This window comes from bacterium (genome assembly GCA_021371935.1).
Lineage (GTDB): Bacteria > Armatimonadota > UBA5829 > UBA5829 > UBA5829 > UBA5829.
This window is the reverse complement of record JAJFVF010000008.1, coordinates 71,632-90,942: the sequence shown is the minus strand read 5'-3', so window position 1 is coordinate 90,942 and position 19,311 is coordinate 71,632. Positions and strand designations below refer to the sequence as shown.

Genomic DNA, 19,311 nt, shown 5'->3' with positions numbered 1-19,311 from the left:
GTTGCGCAGAGGCGCTTGTAAAATGAGTGCCATTGGGGCGTGCATGAGAAAATTGCTGGCAATCGCATATGGAGTACTAAAAACCGGCACCTCGTTTGAAGTGCCAGCGTAAAAAATTGACAGGCAAGACGGTATCTCGCTAATCCGAATTGCAGCTACATCTTTACAAATAAAAATCTGCAATTCGGATTACAAGCTCAGGATGACTAAATCTGAGAATACAACCAAACTTGATCGGTAAATGCTTCACCCCTACATATATTGTCTGTTTGTTACTGCGCCTCGAAGCATTCACCCATAAATACAAAAATCTCCTTGGAGATATAAACAACAGGGCTTAAGTCCACACGACCCAAGCCCTGTTTCCTAATTCCTATTTCCTATAACCTGGTTTTCACACCCAGCCTCTGAGCTTCATGGCATCAGCCACTCGCTGAATGCTGACCATGTATGCGGCCGTGCGCATATCGACCTTGTAGTCGCCCGACATCACCAAAACATCGCTGAATGCCTTGGTCATTTTCTTGTCGAGCTTGACATGGACCTCGTCCTCTTCCCAATAGAAGTTGGTGACGTTCTGCACCCACTCATAGTAGGATACGGTGACTCCTCCCGCATTCGCAAGGAAGTCGGGAATAACGAAGACTCCGTTTTTGTGGAGGATTTCATCGGCCTCGGGTGTGGTCGGACCATTGGCCAGCTCACACACGATCTTGGCCTGAATGTCCGCTGCGTTATCGGCTGTGATCACATTCTCAAGCGCCGCGGGCACCAATACGTCCACAGCAAGCTCCAGAATGTCGCCGTTAGTGATTGGTCTGGTCCCTGGGAACCCCACTACTGAGCCTGTCTTGAGCTTATGGGCTACTATGGCCTCCGGGTCGATCCCGGACTCACAGTATACGCCGCCCTTTGTGTCGCTCACCGCGACGATCTTGCACCCGAGCAGTTCCGCAAAGAGTGTGGCTGCATATTGGCCTGCATTGCCGAAGCCCTGGATCGCGACAGTCGCCTTGGTGAGGTCGATGTCCAGATATTTCGCGGCCTCACGAACGCAATACGCTCCTCCGCGTGCAGTCGCATCCCCACGGCCTTCCGATCCTCCGACGCAAAGCGGCTTGCCCGTGATGACGCCGGGGCTGTTGCAGCCGTTGATTTTGGAGAACTCGTCCATCATCCAGGCCATGATCTGGGGAGTGGTGTAGACGTCGGGAGCGGGGACGTCCTTGTCGGGACCGATAATTCGCCCGACCTGGTCGATATATGCCCGGCTGAGCCTCTCAAGCTCTCTTTCGGACATTTTCTTGGGGTTGCAGATTACCCCACCCTTCCCGCCGCCAAGCGGAATGTCTACAACGGCGGTCTTCCATGTCATCCACGCAGCAAGGGCACGAACCGTATCGATCGTCTCCTCGGGGTGGAAGCGGATCCCGCCCTTGTTCGGACCTCGGGCGTCATTATACTGCACCCTGAAGCCCTTGAAAACTTTGACGGACCCATCGTCCATCTTTACCGGCAGCGATACGTGTAGCTCACGGAGCGGCTCTCGTAGTACCGCATGAATCGCCGGGTCCAACCGCAACTTTGCGGCTGCCTTGTCGAGCTGCGTTTGCGCAGTCTCGAACGGGTTGGCCTGTACGGCCACTGACTGCTTAGTCATTTCGGCATTCCTCCTTCAATGGAAGTAAGTCTCGCAGGCGGCTCCAGCGACACTGCCGAAAAAAGAGGCCTCCCCAAAATCAGGAGAGGCCTCTGTGCCCGCAACATAAGGACAGCCACTATGCTGCCAGGTGAATTATAACTCATACAGCCCGGGAAGTCAACCATTAACCCCTTATCTAAAGTTTTATGGAACAGAAGATGAATACGTCAATTCATATTTGATAACATTATTACCCATTGATATTGACATGTGCCGTCTTGCGGGATATACTCCCTTAGTTAGCTTATCGACAGCTTGCTTAAGTCTGTATACAGGCGGTGATATTATGGAAAGAAGTCTGTTTGTAATAACTCTGTTGGCTTTACTGGCACTGGCATCTGTGCCGACGTATGGGGCAAATGTTTCTTCGAACTTTGATGACGGTACTATGCAGGGATGGATCGCCGTTGGAGATGTTGCGGCTGTCAGTAACCCCGGCACCGGTGGGAATCCGGAGGGCTACCTGCGGATGGTGGACGAGGTTATCGGAGATGTATGCTGGGTTGTCGCACCCGCACAGTATCTGGGCAACTGGCACAATAAAGTCGCGCTGTCTGCTGATCTTACACAAGAATCGTTTAGTGGCACGCAGTTTATGACGGTTGAGTTCCGAATCTCCGGCCCCGGCGGCGTCTACAAGAGAGTATTTAGTGAACGACCTCCACTCGGTCTGTGGCGCACATATGGGACCGCACTCGATGAGTCCCTGTGGCAGTGTGTGTCCGGCTCATGGGATGCACTGCTGGATGATGTCACGGAATTGCGCATGAGCATCGAATTCATCACAGGAAGCGAAACCAACGGCCTGGACAATGTATCGCTGATTGAAAGTCATACCCCAACTACTATCGGTCTTGCAAAGCAAATGGCAGACGGAACCGGTGTGGAAGTGCCGGGCGTAGTGACCAGACTGCTTGACGATGCCATGTATATGCAGTCGGCTGATAGATCGGCAGGCATCAGGGTCAAAAACTCGTTTGCACTGCAAGAGGGAGACGCTGTAACTATTATCGGCACTCTCAATACGCAGTATGGCGAGAGGGTGCTGGAGAATGCGACTGTGATTTCCCAAGAGTCCGGTGACATTCCTAAGCCGCTTGGTCTGTGCAGCCTGGTGGAACCGGGTGGCATTGGCGCTACCCCTGTCGATCCACCTCTCGGCACTTCTCTAACTCTTAAAGAAACAGGTCTTCTGGTCAAAGCCTATGGCTTCACTTCGGATATCGATGAATCGAACAGCTCGTTTGTATTGAGCTACGCAGGCAAGAGTGTGACGGCTAAACTCGATATGGGAGCACTTCTACCGGCACCTGGATCGCTGACAACGGTTACAGGCATATCATCAAGTGATGGGCAGGTAGAGCCCAACCCTATGATCATAGCCGGACGCGATGTGCCGCTTCAGTTTGGTCAGAATCTGATTGTAAATGCCGGCGCTGAGATGGGACTGGGCGGCAATGGTGAAGTCATTCGCCCTATATACGGCTGGACGCCGACATCGAACTTCACTGTGGTCGTCTATCCCAATGCAGTATCGACTTCAGAGGCAGAGAGGATTGGAGGTGGTCTCAATTTCTTCCACGGAGGTAAGAACACGTCCGGGAGTCAGGCCTCACAGACAATTGACCTCTCATCTTTCGCAAGCAGCATCGATGCTGCCGAAGTGACTGCCTCGCTTTCCGCCTATATGGCTGGATACGCCACACAAGGAGACAACGGCAAGGTGGTGGTTACATTCAAGGATGCCGAGGAAAATAGCCTTGGAGAATTTCAGATCGGCCCACAGGCAGGCTCCAACCAAATATGGATATTCCATGAAAATACGCAGACCGTTCCTGTAAACACCAGAGGCGCTGAAGTGAAGATGATAGCAATACGCACCGAAGGGAGCAACTGTGACGCATATTTCGATAAGCTCTCGCTGGTGCTGACTCAGAGTCCGTAGATGGGTTCTACTCCGAACTCTTGTGTGTTTTATACACCTTTTTTCGTTGACATATAGCCAAGCTTAAGGGTAAAATTGAATCCGCAATGCCGACGGAACGGCTTCGCGCAAAAAGAATGGAAGCTGATCCGGCGGACTCCGGTAATTCAACTGTGACCCCGCCTTACTCGTGCCTTTAACCGCATTATTCACGAGGAATGTGAATAATGCTCTCGGCGACCTGGATTATACGCTTTTCGCATAATCCGGGTTTTGGAACAGGTAATACGCACAGCAATAAAGGCACGATCATTGCAACACAATCCCTTGAGGACTATATGAAAACCGTAAGAGATCTGATGACACCTGACGTGGTCTGGGTCACACCGTCGACTCGCGTCAAGGTTGCCGTCACATTCATAAAAGGCAATAAAATCGGCGCACTGCCCGTCGTGACAAGCAGCGGACCTATCGGGCTGGTGACACTTTTCGACCTCATCGGTGAACCTGAAGATTCACCGGTCGAAGAAGTGATGAGCAGCGAGTTCACCACTGTCGGCCCGGATGTCTCCTCGTACGACGCACTCAAAAAAGTGCAAAAAACAGGTGCAACCCATCTTATCGTGATGCAAGACGATCAGATGATCGGAATACTCTCACGAACAGATCTGATAAATGAACTCGGCCGCACCTTTGATCCGCTTACGGAACTGCCATGGTCCGATACATTCCGTGAATGGGCTATAAATGCGCTCAAAGGCGGACAGGAAATCAGTATCATTCTCTTTGACCTCGATAAGTTCGGCCTCTTCAACAAGAAATATGGGCATGTGGTCGGCGACACGGTCATCAAGTCAGTGGCGGATGTGCTCAAAAAGGGTATTGACTCCGACCTGGAACTGCTGTGCAGATATGGTGGAGACGAGTTCGGAATCGTGACCGTACGGCACGCCGATGAAGCGATTGCACTGGCGAACATCCTCAAGGAAAGAGTCTCGAAGATAGATATCCCGGAAGTGCCTGAGGGCGTCACTACAACCTACGGCATGTTCGGCGGAAGGCGCACCAAAGAACGCGAGGATATCCACTATGCCGCAACAATTGACGACCTGATTACGCGTGCAAGCAAAAACTGCACCGCCAGTAAACCGCACCGTATTGAAGAGGAGCGACAAGCTGCCGTTCAAACCACTGCGTCGACGATTGATGAAGTCATGTCGGGTGAGATAATACGGCGAGCGCCGAGACTCAAGATCAAAACAATCAGCTTTACAAGCTCCGGCACTGATGCAAAGGTGAGCGTGGCGCTCGGCAGAGGGACTGATGAGTTCGTCCGAGAGTCAAGTGGATATGCAGCAGGTGAAGACAGCATAGTCCGACTCTTTGCTGAAGCGGCGGCCGGAGCAGTATGCAAGTCACTGGCACCGGACCACGGAATTATTGTTGAAGACGCATCTGTTCTGGAATCCGGCAAAGATGATGAGATCGTCAACGTGGTCGCAGTATATGTGCATCCCAGGTCGAGCATTAAACTGACCGGAAGCGCGCTCGTTCGACGCGGAGACCACTATCGCGCCGCTGCCGCAGCACTGCTTGACGCTGTAAACAGGCAGATCGAGATTGCTCCGGCTCGCGAGAAGGAAGAAGAAAGTATTTAATCCACGATATCCTTTTCCTGGCCTGATCGGATATCCAGCCGATACTTCAAAAACACCTGTTCTTCCCAGCAGAATTCGGTTATAATAATAGTGTTGGGAGGTGGAACGTAAATACTATGGCATCTCTTTCTAAATCGAACAAATTTTTACGTAACGTAGAGAACTTGCATAAAATAGTCAGCGAGAATTGCATTGCTACAGCTGCTTTTGAAGGTAACAGAGTAAAGAAAGACGGCCATATCGTATCCACACAGAGCAAAGATCAACGGGCTTGCAAGCGCAGCAATATGCAGTCCTCGAAAAAACCTGCTAAATCCTCGTAGTCTTTTTTGTAGCCAGATATCACCGCACTGAGATACCGTATCTTCTCTGTCTTTGATCCTTTACCAACAAACCTGTATAGCGGTGGTGGATAACCTGCCTGTGCGGCCATAAGATCCACCAACCAGCGGGCTATTCTTCCATTACCTTCACGAAATGGATGTATGAGCAGAAGCTCAGCATGAACCCTTGCTATGCTGTCACACACATTGGCAATAGTCTTCCCCCTGCAGGGTGTGTGCTGGCTCAGAATGTATGACTCAAATGCACTCATATTATCCTGAATAAGATATGCCGGTGGCCATTTGAATCCATCTTTCTCCAGTTCAACTGTGCGATACTTACCAGCCCATTCATATATACTGCCAAGCCAGTCTTTGTGCATCTTCTGTATCAGCTCGGCATTAAACCGTGTGTTCTTTGTAACTAAGTTTTTGGTATAGTACCTTGTCTGAGCGCTCACCATCGCCAAGTGCTCAGTCTGGTCCATCTCGCTTTTCAGACATATGCCGAGCAGGTTCTTGAGCACGCGTTTCCTTGAGCCCAGCTCATATTCTCCCTCAACACCCGTATTTGTCTCATATCTGCTCATCTGTTTGCTTGCTCCAGCTTGCAAAAAACCAAGAAAGCCGCAAGAATCGCAAATTCTGCTTCGAGCTTGATCGCATATCCAGCCCGAACCAACACCCCACTCAAAACAATAATCAATACAAAATACTCAATACTAAATCAGAAGGCTTTGTGCATCTTCTCGCAGTAATATTGCACGTTCTCCCACTTGGCGTCAGGGGCTATCCTATGGTCAGGGCACGGTATATAACCGCCAAGAGCCACCAGAGGCTTGAGTCTGTCGATCTCTGCATCGATTGCCGCATAATCATACGCAAAGACCTTCTTGTCCATGCCTCCCACACCGCGCAGTTCGCGCCCATACTGCTCCCGCCATGGCTTGATACTCGCATTCCATGTGCCGACCTCCATAGGAAACATTGTGTTGACACCATTATTGATCCAGGTCGGGATGAGCGCGTCTATCAAACCGTCGCAGTCGAGAGAGACGATCTTTATTCCGTTTGCCGCAAGCAGGTCGGTGATCCGCTTATAGTGCGGTCCAACTTTTTCATCAAAGACACGCGGGTTGATAAGCGGACCGCTCTTGAAGCAGATATCCTCCCAAAAATGGCCAAAGTCGAAAGCAGTAGTGATCTTCAATGCAGCTTCAACACACTTGAATGACAGCTCGCCAACAGTATCTATGATCTCATCGTAAAGCTCGGGATCATCTGCCTGCAGATATGCCATATTCTCCATGCCCAGCCAGTTGCGGATCATCCCCAAAAGGCTGCCGACATGTATGCCGCGCATTTCAGTCGGGTTGTCTGCCTCAAGACCGGCCTTCATCTCATCACTGATCCCAACACGGTCCGGCGTAAACTGCAACCTTGGCAGGAAATGCTCATCCCACTCTTTTCTGCCCTTGAGAAAATGGTCGAACTCCATAGGGATCGAGCCTGCACCGTCCTTTTCCAGCAAGATTACACCATGAGAATCGATCACTTTGCGAGAACCGTCAGGCATCTGCTCAATTACTTTTCTCTCAAACGTTGGACTGATATCCGTATAGCAGCCGACTTTTGCAGACCAGCCGTAATCGAAACCCAGCTTAGCCGCAATGGCCTTATCTGTATCGTTGCCGTCTGCCCAACTCTGCGCTTCCTCAGTAGTTATGTGACCTTCATCAGCCCACTTGGTAAGCGTTTCCGGCCAGTAGCCGAAGTGCACAATCGGCATCCGGTCATAGTTCCTGTAATTCAATATAGCAAGCGTACGTTCCCTATTATTCATCAAGTGTGAAACCTCTGATCTATCAGCAGTCATCATATGTTATTCTATGAGGAGAAGGGCACAATATCCTTCCTCAATATAGTTCAGTTTGAGAAATAGGCTCAGCAAAAGGGACGCCCTCACACAACCCGCTTCATGCCCACCTACACAACCTATAACTACCCTTTCCTTTTCCTTGACACTCCACAAAACCGAATGCTATCATAGACCCATCGGCAGCAGCGCATGAGGAGGGCTTGGTTGGAAAAACTCGATATAGACATTTCGCAGGTCAAAAAACTGCTTGAACTGGTCGAATCACACAATCTTGAAGAGCTTACCGTCGAGTCCGATGACCTCTCCATTACTGTAAAAGGCACTTCATCAAAACAGGCAACCCAAGTGATGGTTCAGGCGGCTGGTCAGATCGAAGCGTCCGAACAGATTGTCGAAGAATATGTGGAAGAAGAACATGAGCATCCGCAGGCGGAACTGGAAGGCAACATAGTCGATATAACGGCGCCGCTCGTGGGTGTATTCTATAGAGCGCCGTCACCCGATGCGCCGGTTTTCGTGGAAGTCGGCGACAGCATCGAAGTCGGTACGGAAGTCGGCCTTATCGAAGCTATGAAAGTCTTCAGCCCCATACCAAGCGAGATCGCCGGAGTGGTTGTAGATATTCCCACAACCAATGGCGCGCTGGTCCATGAAGGAGACGTGCTGTTCAGGGTGAGAGTCGGCGAGGAGTAAATTAGCCGTGAAAGACATTATTAACGTAGGTGTAATCGGATTTGGAATAGTCGGAGCGGGCACCGTCAAGATCCTGCTGGATAATCAAGATGCCATCGCACAAAAAGTCGGGTCGAAGATTTGCGTCAAACGAATTGCCGACCTCGATATCACGACCCCGCGTCCCGTGGAGATCGATAAATCTATCCTGACGACAGACGCAAACGATATACTCAATGACCCCGATATCGATATCGTGGTCGAGACGATAGGCGGAATCCATCCTGCCAAAGACTTCATTTTGCGTGCACTCGCAAACGGCAAGAGCGTGGCAACAGCAAACAAAGAACTCATTGCCAAAGAAGGCGTGGACATATTGCCGAAAGCCGCGGAGCTTGGGCTCGACTTTATGTTCGAGGCAAGTGTGGGCGGCGGCATCCCTATCATCCGTCCGCTGAAGTCGGGCCTTGCAGGCAATCAGATACTCGAAGTCAAGGGCATCGTTAACGGGACCACGAATTATATACTCACGAAAATGCGCGAGGAAGGTCTCGACTTCGCCGAGGTGCTAAAGGATGCTCAGTCGAAAGGCTATGCCGAAGCTGACCCGACAGCCGACATCGAAGGGCACGACGCTGCATACAAGACATCGATCCTGGCTTCCATTGCATTCACCAGCCGGATGGATGTCACGAAGGTCTATCATGAAGGCATCACCAAGATTTCGGCTGAGGATATGAACTACGCCGAACAGCTCGGATATGTCATAAAGCTGCTGGGCATCGCCAAACAGGTCGACCATGGGATGCTGGCGCGTGTGCACCCCACATTCCTGCCGGTGAAGCATCCGCTTGCAAGTGTGGACGGCGTTATGAACGCCATCTGGGTGAAGGGTGACGCAGTCGGTGAGGTGATGTTCTATGGACCGGGCGCGGGTTCGCTGGCAGCGGGGAGCGCTGTGGTCGGCGACGTGATCGACATCGCAAGAAACATTAATGACGGCTCGACGTCCCACTTCCACTGCACATGCTATGAGCACCGCGAGATGCTTGGAATGGAACATGTGAGCTGCAAGAACTACGTCAGAATCCTGGCAAAAGATAAGCCGAGGGTGCTGGCTTCCATTGCAAGTAAACTTGCAGACCATAATGTGAGCATATCTTCCGTCATTCAGAATCCCAAGCCGGAAACCAATGCCGAAATCGTGATTCTTACACACACAGCCAAGGAACCGGATATGGCCGATGCTCTGGAAGCGATTAGGAACCTGCCGGTCGTGACCGAGATATGCAGTTGGATTAGAGTGGAAGAATAAGATTCGTTTGATCGTTGATCGTGAATCGTTGAATTGCGTCTATACGATCAAGCTATAAATGAATAGAATAAAATTGGAGCAAAACCATGGTTACCATCAACCCCGAAACGGCCTGTTTTAAGCGGCTGCCGCTGATAGAGAGATATCGCGAGTTCCTGCCAGTGACCGAGACTACTCCGATCGTGTCGCTCCTGGAGGGCTATACGCCTATGATCCGTGTGGATAGGCTGGCATCCCAGATCAGTGACAAGATCACTATGTATGTCAAGTTCGAGGGAATGAACCCGACCGGCAGTTTCAAGGACCGCGGCATGACCATGGCTATCACGAAAGCAGTCGAGGCCGGAAGCAAGGCGACAATCTGCGCATCCACCGGCAATACTGCCGCATCCGCCGCCGCATACTCCGCGCGCGCAGGACTTGTGTGCGCTGTTATCCTGCCTAAGGGCGAGGTCGCGCTGGGCAAAGTCTCGCAGTCTATGATGCATGGCGCGAAGGTCATAGCAGTAGACGGCAACTTCGACGACGCTCTGAATATAGTTAAAGATATCACCAACAAATATCCGATAACACTGGTCAACTCCTTGAACCCCTACAGGATCGAGGGGCAGAAGACGGGCGCATTCGAGATTTGTGACGATCTGGGTCATCCACCGACATATCACGCGATACCCGTTGGCAATGCCGGCAATATTACGGCTTACTGGGCAGGTTACAAGGCGTATAAAGAAGCTGGAGTTATCGACAGACTGCCTAAGATGCTTGGATTCCAGGCTGCAAAGTCCGCACCGATTGTCGAAGGTCACCCGATTCCCAACCCAGAAACTATCGCGACTGCTATACGCATCGGCAACCCTGCAAGCTGGAAATACGCAGAAGCCGCACGTGACGAATCCGGCGGACTGATCGAGAAAGTCACTGACGAGGAGATCACCGAGGCTCAAAAACTTTTGGCATCTACCGAAGGCGTGTTCTGCGAACCGGCGTCTGCTGCATCGGTCGCAGGGGTCATAAAGAAGGCTAAAGAAGGCTTCTTTACCGAAAAGTGCGAGATTGTCTGCATACTCACTGGACATGGACTCAAGGACCCGAAACGGGCAATGGAGATATGTCCGGCTTTCATCGAACTGCCCGCAGACACTGAAGCGGTGGCAAAGGAGATGAAGCTGGTATGATCGTGACCGCGACCGATATCAAGGGTCTCAAAAAGCATGCGACCGGTAAGGTGCGCGATATATATGACCTCGGCGACAGCCTGCTGATGATCGCCAGCGACAGGCTTTCCGCCTTTGACGTTGTGCTGCCGACCGGCATACCCGACAAGGGCAGGGTCCTTACGCAGATGTCTCTCTTCTGGTTCGATCTGACTAAAGACCTGATCGAAAATCATCTGATCTCGGCTGATATAGACGAAATTTTGGCTCGAATAGGCAAAGCAGGAGTTGAGAATCCCGAAGATTATCGAGAGATGCTCGACGGGCGGTCGATGATAACGGTCAAGGCCGCGCCTACACCAATAGAGTGCGTAGTCAGAGGATACCTTGCAGGTTCGGCATGGAAAGAGTATTCCGCAATGAAGGCTGCATCGGGAAACGGTGACGCAATCGTGCTTCACGGCGTTACGCTGCCGTCGAATATGGTCGAATCACAAAAAATGCCCGAGCCTGTGTTTACTCCATCGACCAAGGAGTCGACCGGACACGATATAAACATCAGCGCTGAAAAGGCGTGCGAGATTGTAGGCGAAGACCTGGGCAGACAGCTCGAAGCGGCTTCACTCGGAGTCTACAAGCGCGCATCCGAGTATGCTGCGGGCAAAGGGATTATCATTTGCGATACCAAGTTTGAGTTCGGGTTGCTGGACTGCCGTCTGATATTGATTGACGAGGTGCTTACGCCCGATTCGTCGCGGTTCTGGGATGCGCAGACATACACCCCCGGCAAGAGCCAGCCGAGTTTCGACAAGCAGTTTGTGCGCGATTATCTGCTGACTCTGGATTGGGACCAGACATATCCGGGACCTGAACTGCCGGCGGAGATAGTCGAGAAGACTGCCGACAAGTATCGTGAGGCGTATCGAAGGATTACCGGGAAATCGCTTTAGATATTTTCTGAAATTGCGGGATTTCTGTTTCGGACGCGATTGGATATCGCGTCCGAACACTACTAATAACTAAAAACTAATAACTCTCATGAAATATCTACTCATTATATTCGACGGAATGGCTGATGAACCGCTTGCGGAGCTTGACGGAAAGACTCCATTGCAAGTCGTAAAAAAGCCTAATATGGACGAGATTGCACGTCTCGGCAGGATCGGAGCAGCGATAACGACTCCCGTCGGGATGACGCCGGGCAGTGATGTCACGAACATGGGAATCCTCGGCTTTGACCCAAAGGCGTATTACACCGGACGCGGGGCAATAGAAGCGGCAAGCCTCGGCATTCCTGTTGAGACATCGGATGCCGTATTCAGGACAAACCTGGTCTCGACTGACGGCGAAAAGATGATCGAGTCGAGCGGCGGGCATATCAGCACACCAGAGGCTCATGAGCTTGTCAAGGCCATAGACGAGAAGCTATCCACGAGTGCAATCAAGTTCTATCCGGGGGTCAGCTACAGGCATATTATGGTCTGGCACGGCGGATCGGCAGAAGTGCACTGCACAGCGCCATATAAGATCATCAATGAACCCGTAATGGAGCATATGCCTGAGGGAGACGGAGATCAAAAACTTCGCCAGATGATGCTCGATTCATATGAAATTTTAGACAATCATCCGGTCAACAGACGCCGTAAGGACGAAGGCCAACTGCCCGCCAATATGATATGGTTCTGGGGCGAGAGCAGGCCGCCTGCGATCCCGAGCTTTGTCAAACAGTTCGGTATGCCGGGAGCTGTCGTTGCCGCAGTCGATCTCATAAAGGGACTTGGACGTATGGTCGGTCTGGATGTGATCAACGTGCCGGGAGTGACCGGTTATGTCGATACGAACTATCTGGGCAAGGGTCAATACGCCGTTGAAGCCCTTAAGAAGTATGACTTCGTGTGGGTGCATGTGGAAGCGCCGGATGAGGCCGGGCACGAGAGCGATATAGATAAGAAAATCGAAGCTATCCAGGAGTGTGACGAAAAGGTCCTTGGTACTATCCTGAATGGCCTCAAAAAATCAGATGAAGATGCGCGAATCCTGCTTATGCCGGACCACCCGACGCCTATCGCGACAGGATCACATTCGTCGAATGGCGTGCCGTTTATACTGTTCGACTCCACAAAGCCGGAGGCCAATAACCTGCCGTTTGATGAGCGCGCAGTCCAAGAGACAAAGCTGAAAGTCAACTTCGCGCCCGACTTGATGAAACTGCTTCTCGGCAGTAGCCCAGGGTAAAAGCCTGACATGGATATCCTCTCAGCCGCCAAGCATCATCACATGTTCGATAAGGGTGACAGGGTGCTTGTCGCCGTCTCGGGTGGACCCGACTCCATTGCCCTACTCCACTGCCTCCACACTCGCTGCGCAGAATTCGGCATAAGCCTTCATGTGGCTCACCTCAATCATTGCATCAGAGGCGAATCGTCTGATCTGGACGAGCAGTTTGTTAAAGAATTTGCTGACGAACTTGGACTAAAATACACAACTAAGCGCGTAGATATTCCCAGCATAAAATCACAAATGCAGACATGCATGGAGGATGCTGCGCGTATTGTGCGGTATAAGTTTCTGCATGATACTGCAACAGACTTAGGTATGAACAAGATAGCGGTGGGTCATAACGCCGATGACCGAGCGGAGTCAGTCCTCTATAATATCATCCGAGGCGCCGGGATCGACGGAATCAGCTCCATCAAACCGGTGCGGGGTAACATCGTAAGGCCGCTGCTGCATACTACTCGCCGTGAGATTGAAGAGTATATCAAAGCACACATCCTACCCTTCCGTGTGGACGAGACCAATATGGACACAGCCTATTCGAGAAATCGTATAAGGCATGAACTCCTGCCACTGCTCGAATCGGACTATAACCCGCAGATAAGGTCGGCGTTGGTCAGGCTGGCTGACATCGCATCAGACACCAACGACTTTATCGAGCAGTCGGCAGAACATATTAACACCGGACTTGTATATCGGGATGCATATGACGCTGATTTGTTTGCGCAGCTTCCTGTCGCGATGCAGAGGTGGATTGTTCGGTCAAAGATCGAATCGCTAAAGGGTGACCTAAAGGATGTCTCGTTGGAACAGATTGACCGTGTGCTGGATGCTCTGCGCACCGGTGAAAATTTTAAGATCACTCTGCCTACGGGCCGTATATATGCAATAAGGCAGGCAGAACGGTTTTCGATAGAGACTGAGCAGCTTGAAAATGCTGTTGAGCATTTTATCAGACCGCTGGCTGTGCCCGGCATTACACATATACCGGAAGCTGCATACCTTATATCAGCCGAAATTGTTGAGAATCCTGTTCCATCCAAACTACCGGGCGATGAGGCGATGATAGACTGTGAAAGCATAAAAGGCACACTGAAAGTTAGAAGTGGTCGACCCGGCGACCGGATCATCCCCTTTGGAATGGCCGAAAGCAAGAAGCTGCAGGACATATTCGTCGACAAGAAAATTCCCAGGCAAAAGCGGACAAAAGCGATTGTGGTGGCGGATGATGAAAAGATACTGTGGGTGGTAGGAATTGTAAGCTCGGATATTGGGAAGATATCGCCATCTACTCAGCAGGCGGTTCACCTTCAGATCGGCTCAGCAGAAGCTTCGCCCTCCTGCTCTACCAAATAAATTGTGTGCCGGTCGGACAGACCGACACACACTCTAATAGACTATTCAGCCATCGGGCAACCAACACCGCAATAGGCTCCGAGACCCCAGCACATACCCATGCCGTCTTCTGTCTTCTCTTTTATCATCTGTCGAACCTTTTCACGCTGCTCTTCAGTGAGCACGGCTCGCGCCTGGAGTGCCGAATCTATCGCGGCATCGCGCAGTTCGGCTTTCAAAGGGTCGACCTCGGCTAGTTTTGCCTTGAGCTGATCGGCAGTCGCATCCTGCATCCAGAGCTGAGCCATCTCCTGCATCTTTGTCTTGAGCTGATCGCGCGTGGTCTGCGTGGCAGTCATAAAATCAGCATGTATCTGCTTGAGCTTGGTCACTTGGTCGTCCGTCAGTTCCAACTCCTTTATCATCCTCGGACCTAAACCCATCAGACCGTATCCCATGCCCATACCTTTGCCCATGCCTGCTCTGGGACCCTGAGCCACCACTACCCCGGCAACCACAAATACTGAGATCAATGCCACTAAGAAAATCCTGGTTCGCATTGTATGCGCCCTCCTTGTTGGGAAATGTATGCTCAACTATACCCTTTGATGGGTATGTTTTAACCACAAATACTGAAATGTGCTGCTCTGAACAATGTAACTTGAATAATTATGACCCAGGATAAAATTATCCTGGGTCATAATAGATTATTTACTGATTGTCGATCTACTTAGTTTGATGGAAAACGCACTTTAGATATGTAGCCTCCAGGCTGCAGATAATTTGTATTGGCTGTGTAAGTGCTTGATCCAACATAAACTCCACCCGAGGAATCAACTGCAATAGAAGCGCCAAAAGTCATATCAGACACATTATTACTGTTGATGATTTGACCGTCTAGGTAGCTGCAATAGTCAACACCCAACGTGCTACCGTTCAGCTTAGCAATAAATGCAGATGAATAGTTGCCAAGTATCGAATGATATGCGTCAATCGTAGTTGGGAGTGTATTAACATAATCCACTGTACCTATCAGATACAACTCATCTGAGGTTCCATTGTAATAGACAGCCATACCATTTACTTGATTATATCCTATTTGCCGATCCCCAGTGATAGAATTTGCAGCATCTCCACCCAACAATACTTCTGTCTGAGTTACGTTTCCCTGGTTATCCTCATCTAAACGAGTAATGGCTTGGATACTGTCTTGTTCATATGACACAGATGTTTCTTTATCATAATAGAAATTATGTGCTATATAAACAGAGCCAGATGGAGATACAGTTATTGGAGTAGAATCAGTATTAGTGTCAGGGTGATCATATGTATCACTAGTATAGATTCGTGTATACTGATAACCACCTGGTTGGGGCTTATCTATCAATACAGGATTTGCCCAGGGATTGGTTCCAATTTTTGCTACATACAGACTATCCGGAATCGCCATTACTTCCTCAACAAGACTGTTGTGCAGTGCATACGCAATATAAACACCGCCTTCCTGGTCAACTGCAATACCGCCTACGCTATAAAAGGCCATAACGGTACCAACATAACATAAATAATTTGCAATTACTGTATCCGTATATGTCTGTAGATCAGTATTTGTATTCGTGAATTCCCTCACCTTTACAACAAAGTATGGATAGTCATAAGCAACATATGGAGCATATATGTTCCCACTTGAATCAACAGCGCAATAAGCATATGTTTGTGCATAGTAAGTATCGAGGTTTGGAAATCCAGATGAGTCTTGTCCAATACCAACCTTGCTAACCGTATTGGCAAAATTTATACCAACTCCTGCAATGGAAGCCGTACAGAAAGACCCCGGATTCCAAGATGACGCAACTGTCGCAAAATCTGGTACAGAGCCATAGTCATTTGTAACGGATCCATTAGTTGCATTTAGCTTCTTTCGATAACTATTACTGCAATTACCATCATTAGATCCTGTTGCCAGGATACCACCAGCACTGTCTACAGCAATTGAATTGCAAGTATAGGCATTTACTTTTGTGCTCCAGATAAAGCCTGCATCCGCGTTGTAGTATACAGAATTATCCGTGCTTGTTGACGCAACATTGGGATTACCCGCAGCATCATGAGCAACTCCGGCTGCTATAGATGCTGTCACGTACCCGGAATCGGGCATTCCAGTCACAGCAACGTTGTATGTTGTCCCGCTTCCGGTAACCACTGCTCCTAATGGACCAGCACTGCCGCCGAGCGTAACATCTGCCGCAGTAAAATCGGAGACAGACTCGCTGAAGACAACAGTGAAGTTGATCGGCGCAGTGTAAGTCGGGTCCTCAGTCTGAGTTGACGCCTGATTTATCGTCACGGCCAATTCAAAATAGGTCGACCCGGCTGCCGTTGTTGGAGGCTCGGCGGTGTGATTGCCATCATTATCTTCCGCACTCAAGGCAAAATAATATGTGCCATTGCCGCTTGAAGGTGTAAACGTAAATTGGCCTGAACTGTAGTAGCTTGAATTTGTCGGACCCTCCGTCCAAGTGCCGTTCTCTCCATACTTGTACCAAAGAGTTACTGAGCTTAGTCCACTTCCATAATCTTCAACACCCTGATAGCTGACTGTGAAAGGGCTGTTTGCATACGCCGGGCAGGACAGTGTCCCGAGTGTGGGTGCATGCGTATCTAAATACTCATAAACAGTTGATCCGGCAGGAACTGTTTGAGATGTTGGCACCCCAGTGTCGTTTCCTGCATTGTCCAAGACACGTAAAGCAAAGTAATATGTGCCATAATCAAATCCATATGTACAAAAGTAAAATGAACCTGAGCTACTGGAGTCATAGACGCTATCCCAATACGTCCAGTCACCATTGTCTTTTTTATACCAAAGTTGGACTTCACTGACACTGCTTTCTGTATCTGTCACACCACTATAGTATACCGTAAGACAAAGATCACCTACAGCGTCAGGAACCGATATTGTTCCAAGAGCAATAGGGTACTCATAAGCACCTATATCTACTATCGAACCACCAGATATATGGTCGACTTGTCTGGGTTTGCCATCAAGGTCGACCCAGCCCGTTCCGACCTCGTTGTCATCACCTGCATCTATGCAGGGCGAAGTTGACTGTAGGCGAAAATTATCTGCTGAAACATTCACAAAACAAGGATCTGCATTGACATCATCTTCCGGTTCCCAGCCGATAGGAAATCCGCCATAGCCGCCGAAAGCATTTGATCCTCTGCAGTTGTTGGAAACTACAGGTGTTACGGATGACGCATAAATGAAATAACCTGCCTGACTTGTAAAAATGTTGTTTGCTATCGTTGGAGTGCCTGTGCAGTAAATCGCGGCACCGGCATCATCACTACCCCAATAACCGTTGCCATTCATTGTATTGTTGATAATAGTCGCATCACCATTGCTGGATGCACATGTTATGGTATTTGTTGGCTCTCTCCGTATTGCATACCCATTGTTATCGTGGATGAGATTGTTGCATAACATGACAGCACCAACACAAGAGATTACGGGATCGATATTATCACAGTCGATAACTACATTATGGGAAAATGTGACATCACCGGTGAGCGATATTCCTGACAAACCCGTAAACTTGAAGCCGTCAATCGTGATGTCATAACTAGTAGTCGTTGCGCTGACTGCTCCACTCGATATCACTGTTAGATTTGTAACCCAGTTTCTTTCATCAAGACTGGTTTCAGTGCCTGCGAAACCACCATATATACTCACGCCGTCTGGAATTGATGTAGATATCGAGTAGCTTGTTCCTGCTGCTACCCATATCTGATCATCGTTTGAAGCATCACCCAAAGCTGCATTTATGGTCTTTTCTGCCGTCGCCCAAGTCAGACCATTGCCACTATCATCCGGTCGGTCTGCATCGACATAGTAGACATCTCCCGCCATTGCAGAGATCGCACAAAGTATCAAAACACATATTGCCAGTACTACCAAAACACGAGACTTGCCTTCCATGAATTGCCTCCTTAGTAGCTGACCATGACTGTGATGCTCACATGGGCGCGGTATTGCCTGCAGCATAATCACCTCCATTTGTGCGCGGCTGGCATCCTTATACATGATCTTGTACAAAACTAGCTCATGAATAAGAGATTGTCAACGATATTATGATGAATTGTTTAACTGTTGAGAAACATAATGTGCGCAAGATATGATTGACATCTTGACAATTGAAGAGGACTTGCCTGGTGCTTATCGTCAGGAGCGTTTGGCCACAACAAGACTGCGCCAGAAGAAATCGGAGGCCAGAGAGTCTATTCCTACGCCGTTTCTTGAAGCTGAGCAATGCACAAAGTAACCGTTGCCGGCGTAAATGCCGCAGTGGTCGATGTAGGGGTTGCGGCAGGCAAAGTAGAGGCGGTCGCCGGGTCTGAGCTGATCGAACGGCACACTCTGGCCGACCAACGCCTGCTCGCGAGAAGTCCTGGGGAGTTTGATATTATACCGACCAAATATCATGCGCACGAAAGCAGAACAGTCCATGCCCGTCGCAGGATTGGTGCCGCCATAGAGATAACGGGCTACTGAGGCCTGGGTGGCTGTATGCACCAGGTCATTTAGCCATGTGTCCGCACGCGACACCTGACCACCGCGTGATGTGCCTGCACCCCGATCAAGGGGCTTTTTGGCAACCAGTTCATAATCGGTCTCTTTGACAAATGTCTTCTTTATCCAGCCGGTCTGACCGTTGGACATCAGCACCCCATACCATTCGCCCTCTTCCTTGATGATCGCAAGCGGAGTGTTGGATTTGACTGTTGCAAATTTGCCGGAAGTAGACGATTTGGCACGGTAGATTGAAGCAGATGCGGCACTCACCATGCCGACACGCCCCACCTTGACAGTTTTCTGCTTGGGCGATTCTTTCGGCTTCTTGACTGTATCTGAATTCTCAGCAGATTTGGTCGAGCCGAGCGTGGGAGCTTCAAGGCTGAGAGTAAGAGTGTCAGCGCCACAAAATGATGCGCATGTGACGACGAATATTGCAATTATAAGATTGGTAAAAGTGCGAATCAAACCAAATTGTCTCCACAAATCATATACA

15 protein-coding genes are annotated in these 19,311 nt (G+C 49.9%); 9 read left to right on the top strand and 6 right to left on the bottom strand.

Annotated elements, in window-relative coordinates; genetic code table 11:
- Positions 1-112, top strand: a 112-nt coding sequence (locus tag LLG46_06465; protein ID MCE5322942.1) for an IS110 family transposase, incomplete at its 5' end; no start/stop codon positions are given.
- A 282-nt stretch (positions 113-394) separates the two neighbouring features.
- Here the strand turns inward: LLG46_06465 and LLG46_06460 are convergent.
- Positions 395-1,660, bottom strand: coding sequence for a Glu/Leu/Phe/Val dehydrogenase (locus LLG46_06460; protein ID MCE5322941.1), 1,266 nt, complete (start codon positions 1,658-1,660; stop codon positions 395-397).
- Positions 1,661-1,988: 328 nt separating this feature from the next.
- Here LLG46_06460 and LLG46_06455 point away from each other — a divergent pair, with 328 nt between their 5' ends.
- Positions 1,989-3,647: a hypothetical protein gene (locus tag LLG46_06455; GenBank protein ID MCE5322940.1), complete on the top strand. Its 1,659-nt coding sequence runs from the start codon at positions 1,989-1,991 to the stop codon at positions 3,645-3,647.
- Between the two features lie 317 nt (positions 3,648-3,964).
- Positions 3,965-5,284: a GGDEF domain-containing protein gene (locus LLG46_06450; protein ID MCE5322939.1), complete on the top strand. Its 1,320-nt coding sequence runs from the start codon at positions 3,965-3,967 to the stop codon at positions 5,282-5,284.
- A 262-nt stretch (positions 5,285-5,546) separates the two neighbouring features.
- On the opposite strand, the gene LLG46_06445 is transcribed toward LLG46_06450, so the two are convergent.
- Together LLG46_06445 and LLG46_06440 are read right to left on the bottom strand one after the other, a co-directional pair.
- Entirely contained in the window at positions 5,547-6,197 is a 651-nt protein-coding gene (locus LLG46_06445; protein MCE5322938.1) for a Fic family protein, read from the bottom strand.
- 137 nt (positions 6,198-6,334) lie between these two features.
- Positions 6,335-7,450, bottom strand: coding sequence for a hypothetical protein (locus tag LLG46_06440; protein ID MCE5322937.1), 1,116 nt, complete (start codon positions 7,448-7,450; stop codon positions 6,335-6,337).
- 240 nt (positions 7,451-7,690) lie between these two features.
- Here LLG46_06440 and LLG46_06435 point away from each other — a divergent pair, with 240 nt between their 5' ends.
- The 6 genes from LLG46_06435 (at position 7,691) to tilS (ending at position 14,260) form a co-directional block, all read left to right on the top strand.
- Entirely contained in the window at positions 7,691-8,179 is a 489-nt protein-coding gene (locus tag LLG46_06435; GenBank protein ID MCE5322936.1) for an acetyl-CoA carboxylase, biotin carboxyl carrier protein, read from the top strand.
- Positions 8,180-8,186: 7 nt separating this feature from the next.
- Positions 8,187-9,473: a homoserine dehydrogenase gene (locus LLG46_06430; protein MCE5322935.1), complete on the top strand. Its 1,287-nt coding sequence runs from the start codon at positions 8,187-8,189 to the stop codon at positions 9,471-9,473.
- A gap of 86 nt (positions 9,474-9,559) precedes the next feature.
- Positions 9,560-10,648 (top strand): threonine synthase, encoded by a 1,089-nt coding sequence (thrC, locus tag LLG46_06425; GenBank protein MCE5322934.1) that lies wholly within the window; start codon positions 9,560-9,562, stop codon positions 10,646-10,648.
- Complete coding sequence (locus LLG46_06420) at positions 10,645-11,577, top strand: phosphoribosylaminoimidazolesuccinocarboxamide synthase (GenBank protein ID MCE5322933.1); 933 nt, start codon at positions 10,645-10,647, stop codon at positions 11,575-11,577. Before thrC ends, LLG46_06420 begins: the two co-directional genes overlap by 4 nt.
- A gap of 88 nt (positions 11,578-11,665) precedes the next feature.
- Entirely contained in the window at positions 11,666-12,862 is a 1,197-nt protein-coding gene (locus LLG46_06415) for a cofactor-independent phosphoglycerate mutase (GenBank protein MCE5322932.1), read from the top strand.
- A gap of 9 nt (positions 12,863-12,871) precedes the next feature.
- Complete coding sequence (gene tilS / locus LLG46_06410) at positions 12,872-14,260, top strand: tRNA lysidine(34) synthetase TilS (GenBank protein MCE5322931.1); 1,389 nt, start codon at positions 12,872-12,874, stop codon at positions 14,258-14,260.
- Between the two features lie 41 nt (positions 14,261-14,301).
- On the opposite strand, the gene LLG46_06405 is transcribed toward tilS, so the two are convergent.
- From LLG46_06405 to LLG46_06395, 3 genes are all read right to left on the bottom strand, one after another.
- Positions 14,302-14,799, bottom strand: a complete 498-nt coding sequence (locus tag LLG46_06405; protein ID MCE5322930.1) for a periplasmic heavy metal sensor — start codon at positions 14,797-14,799, stop codon at positions 14,302-14,304.
- Positions 14,800-14,969: 170 nt separating this feature from the next.
- Complete coding sequence (locus LLG46_06400; protein ID MCE5322929.1) at positions 14,970-18,221, bottom strand: Ig-like domain-containing protein; 3,252 nt, start codon at positions 18,219-18,221, stop codon at positions 14,970-14,972.
- Positions 18,222-18,464: 243 nt separating this feature from the next.
- The gene (locus tag LLG46_06395; GenBank protein MCE5322928.1) at positions 18,465-19,283 is read right to left on the bottom strand and encodes an NlpC/P60 family protein; all 819 of its coding nucleotides are present in this window, start codon (positions 19,281-19,283) and stop codon (positions 18,465-18,467) included.
- Positions 19,284-19,311 lie beyond the last annotated feature (28 nt).

What these genes read in the sequence shown, in the direction of transcription:
- LLG46_06460 (MCE5322941.1), bottom strand. Translation starts at nt 1,660, where the DNA reads ATGACTAAGCAGTCAGTGGCCGTACAGGCCAACCCGTTCGAGACTGCG.
- LLG46_06455 (MCE5322940.1), top strand. Translation starts at nt 1,989, where the DNA reads ATGGAAAGAAGTCTGTTTGTAATAACTCTGTTGGCTTTACTGGCACTG.
- LLG46_06450 (MCE5322939.1), top strand. Translation starts at nt 3,965, where the DNA reads ATGAAAACCGTAAGAGATCTGATGACACCTGACGTGGTCTGGGTCACA.
- LLG46_06445 (MCE5322938.1), bottom strand. Translation starts at nt 6,197, where the DNA reads ATGAGCAGATATGAGACAAATACGGGTGTTGAGGGAGAATATGAGCTG.
- LLG46_06440 (MCE5322937.1), bottom strand. Translation starts at nt 7,450, where the DNA reads ATGAATAATAGGGAACGTACGCTTGCTATATTGAATTACAGGAACTAT.
- thrC (MCE5322934.1), top strand. Translation starts at nt 9,560, where the DNA reads ATGGTTACCATCAACCCCGAAACGGCCTGTTTTAAGCGGCTGCCGCTG.
- LLG46_06420 (MCE5322933.1), top strand. Translation starts at nt 10,645, where the DNA reads ATGATCGTGACCGCGACCGATATCAAGGGTCTCAAAAAGCATGCGACC.
- LLG46_06415 (MCE5322932.1), top strand. Translation starts at nt 11,666, where the DNA reads ATGAAATATCTACTCATTATATTCGACGGAATGGCTGATGAACCGCTT.
- tilS (MCE5322931.1), top strand. Translation starts at nt 12,872, where the DNA reads ATGGATATCCTCTCAGCCGCCAAGCATCATCACATGTTCGATAAGGGT.
- LLG46_06405 (MCE5322930.1), bottom strand. Translation starts at nt 14,799, where the DNA reads ATGCGAACCAGGATTTTCTTAGTGGCATTGATCTCAGTATTTGTGGTT.
- LLG46_06400 (MCE5322929.1), bottom strand. Translation starts at nt 18,221, where the DNA reads ATGGAAGGCAAGTCTCGTGTTTTGGTAGTACTGGCAATATGTGTTTTG.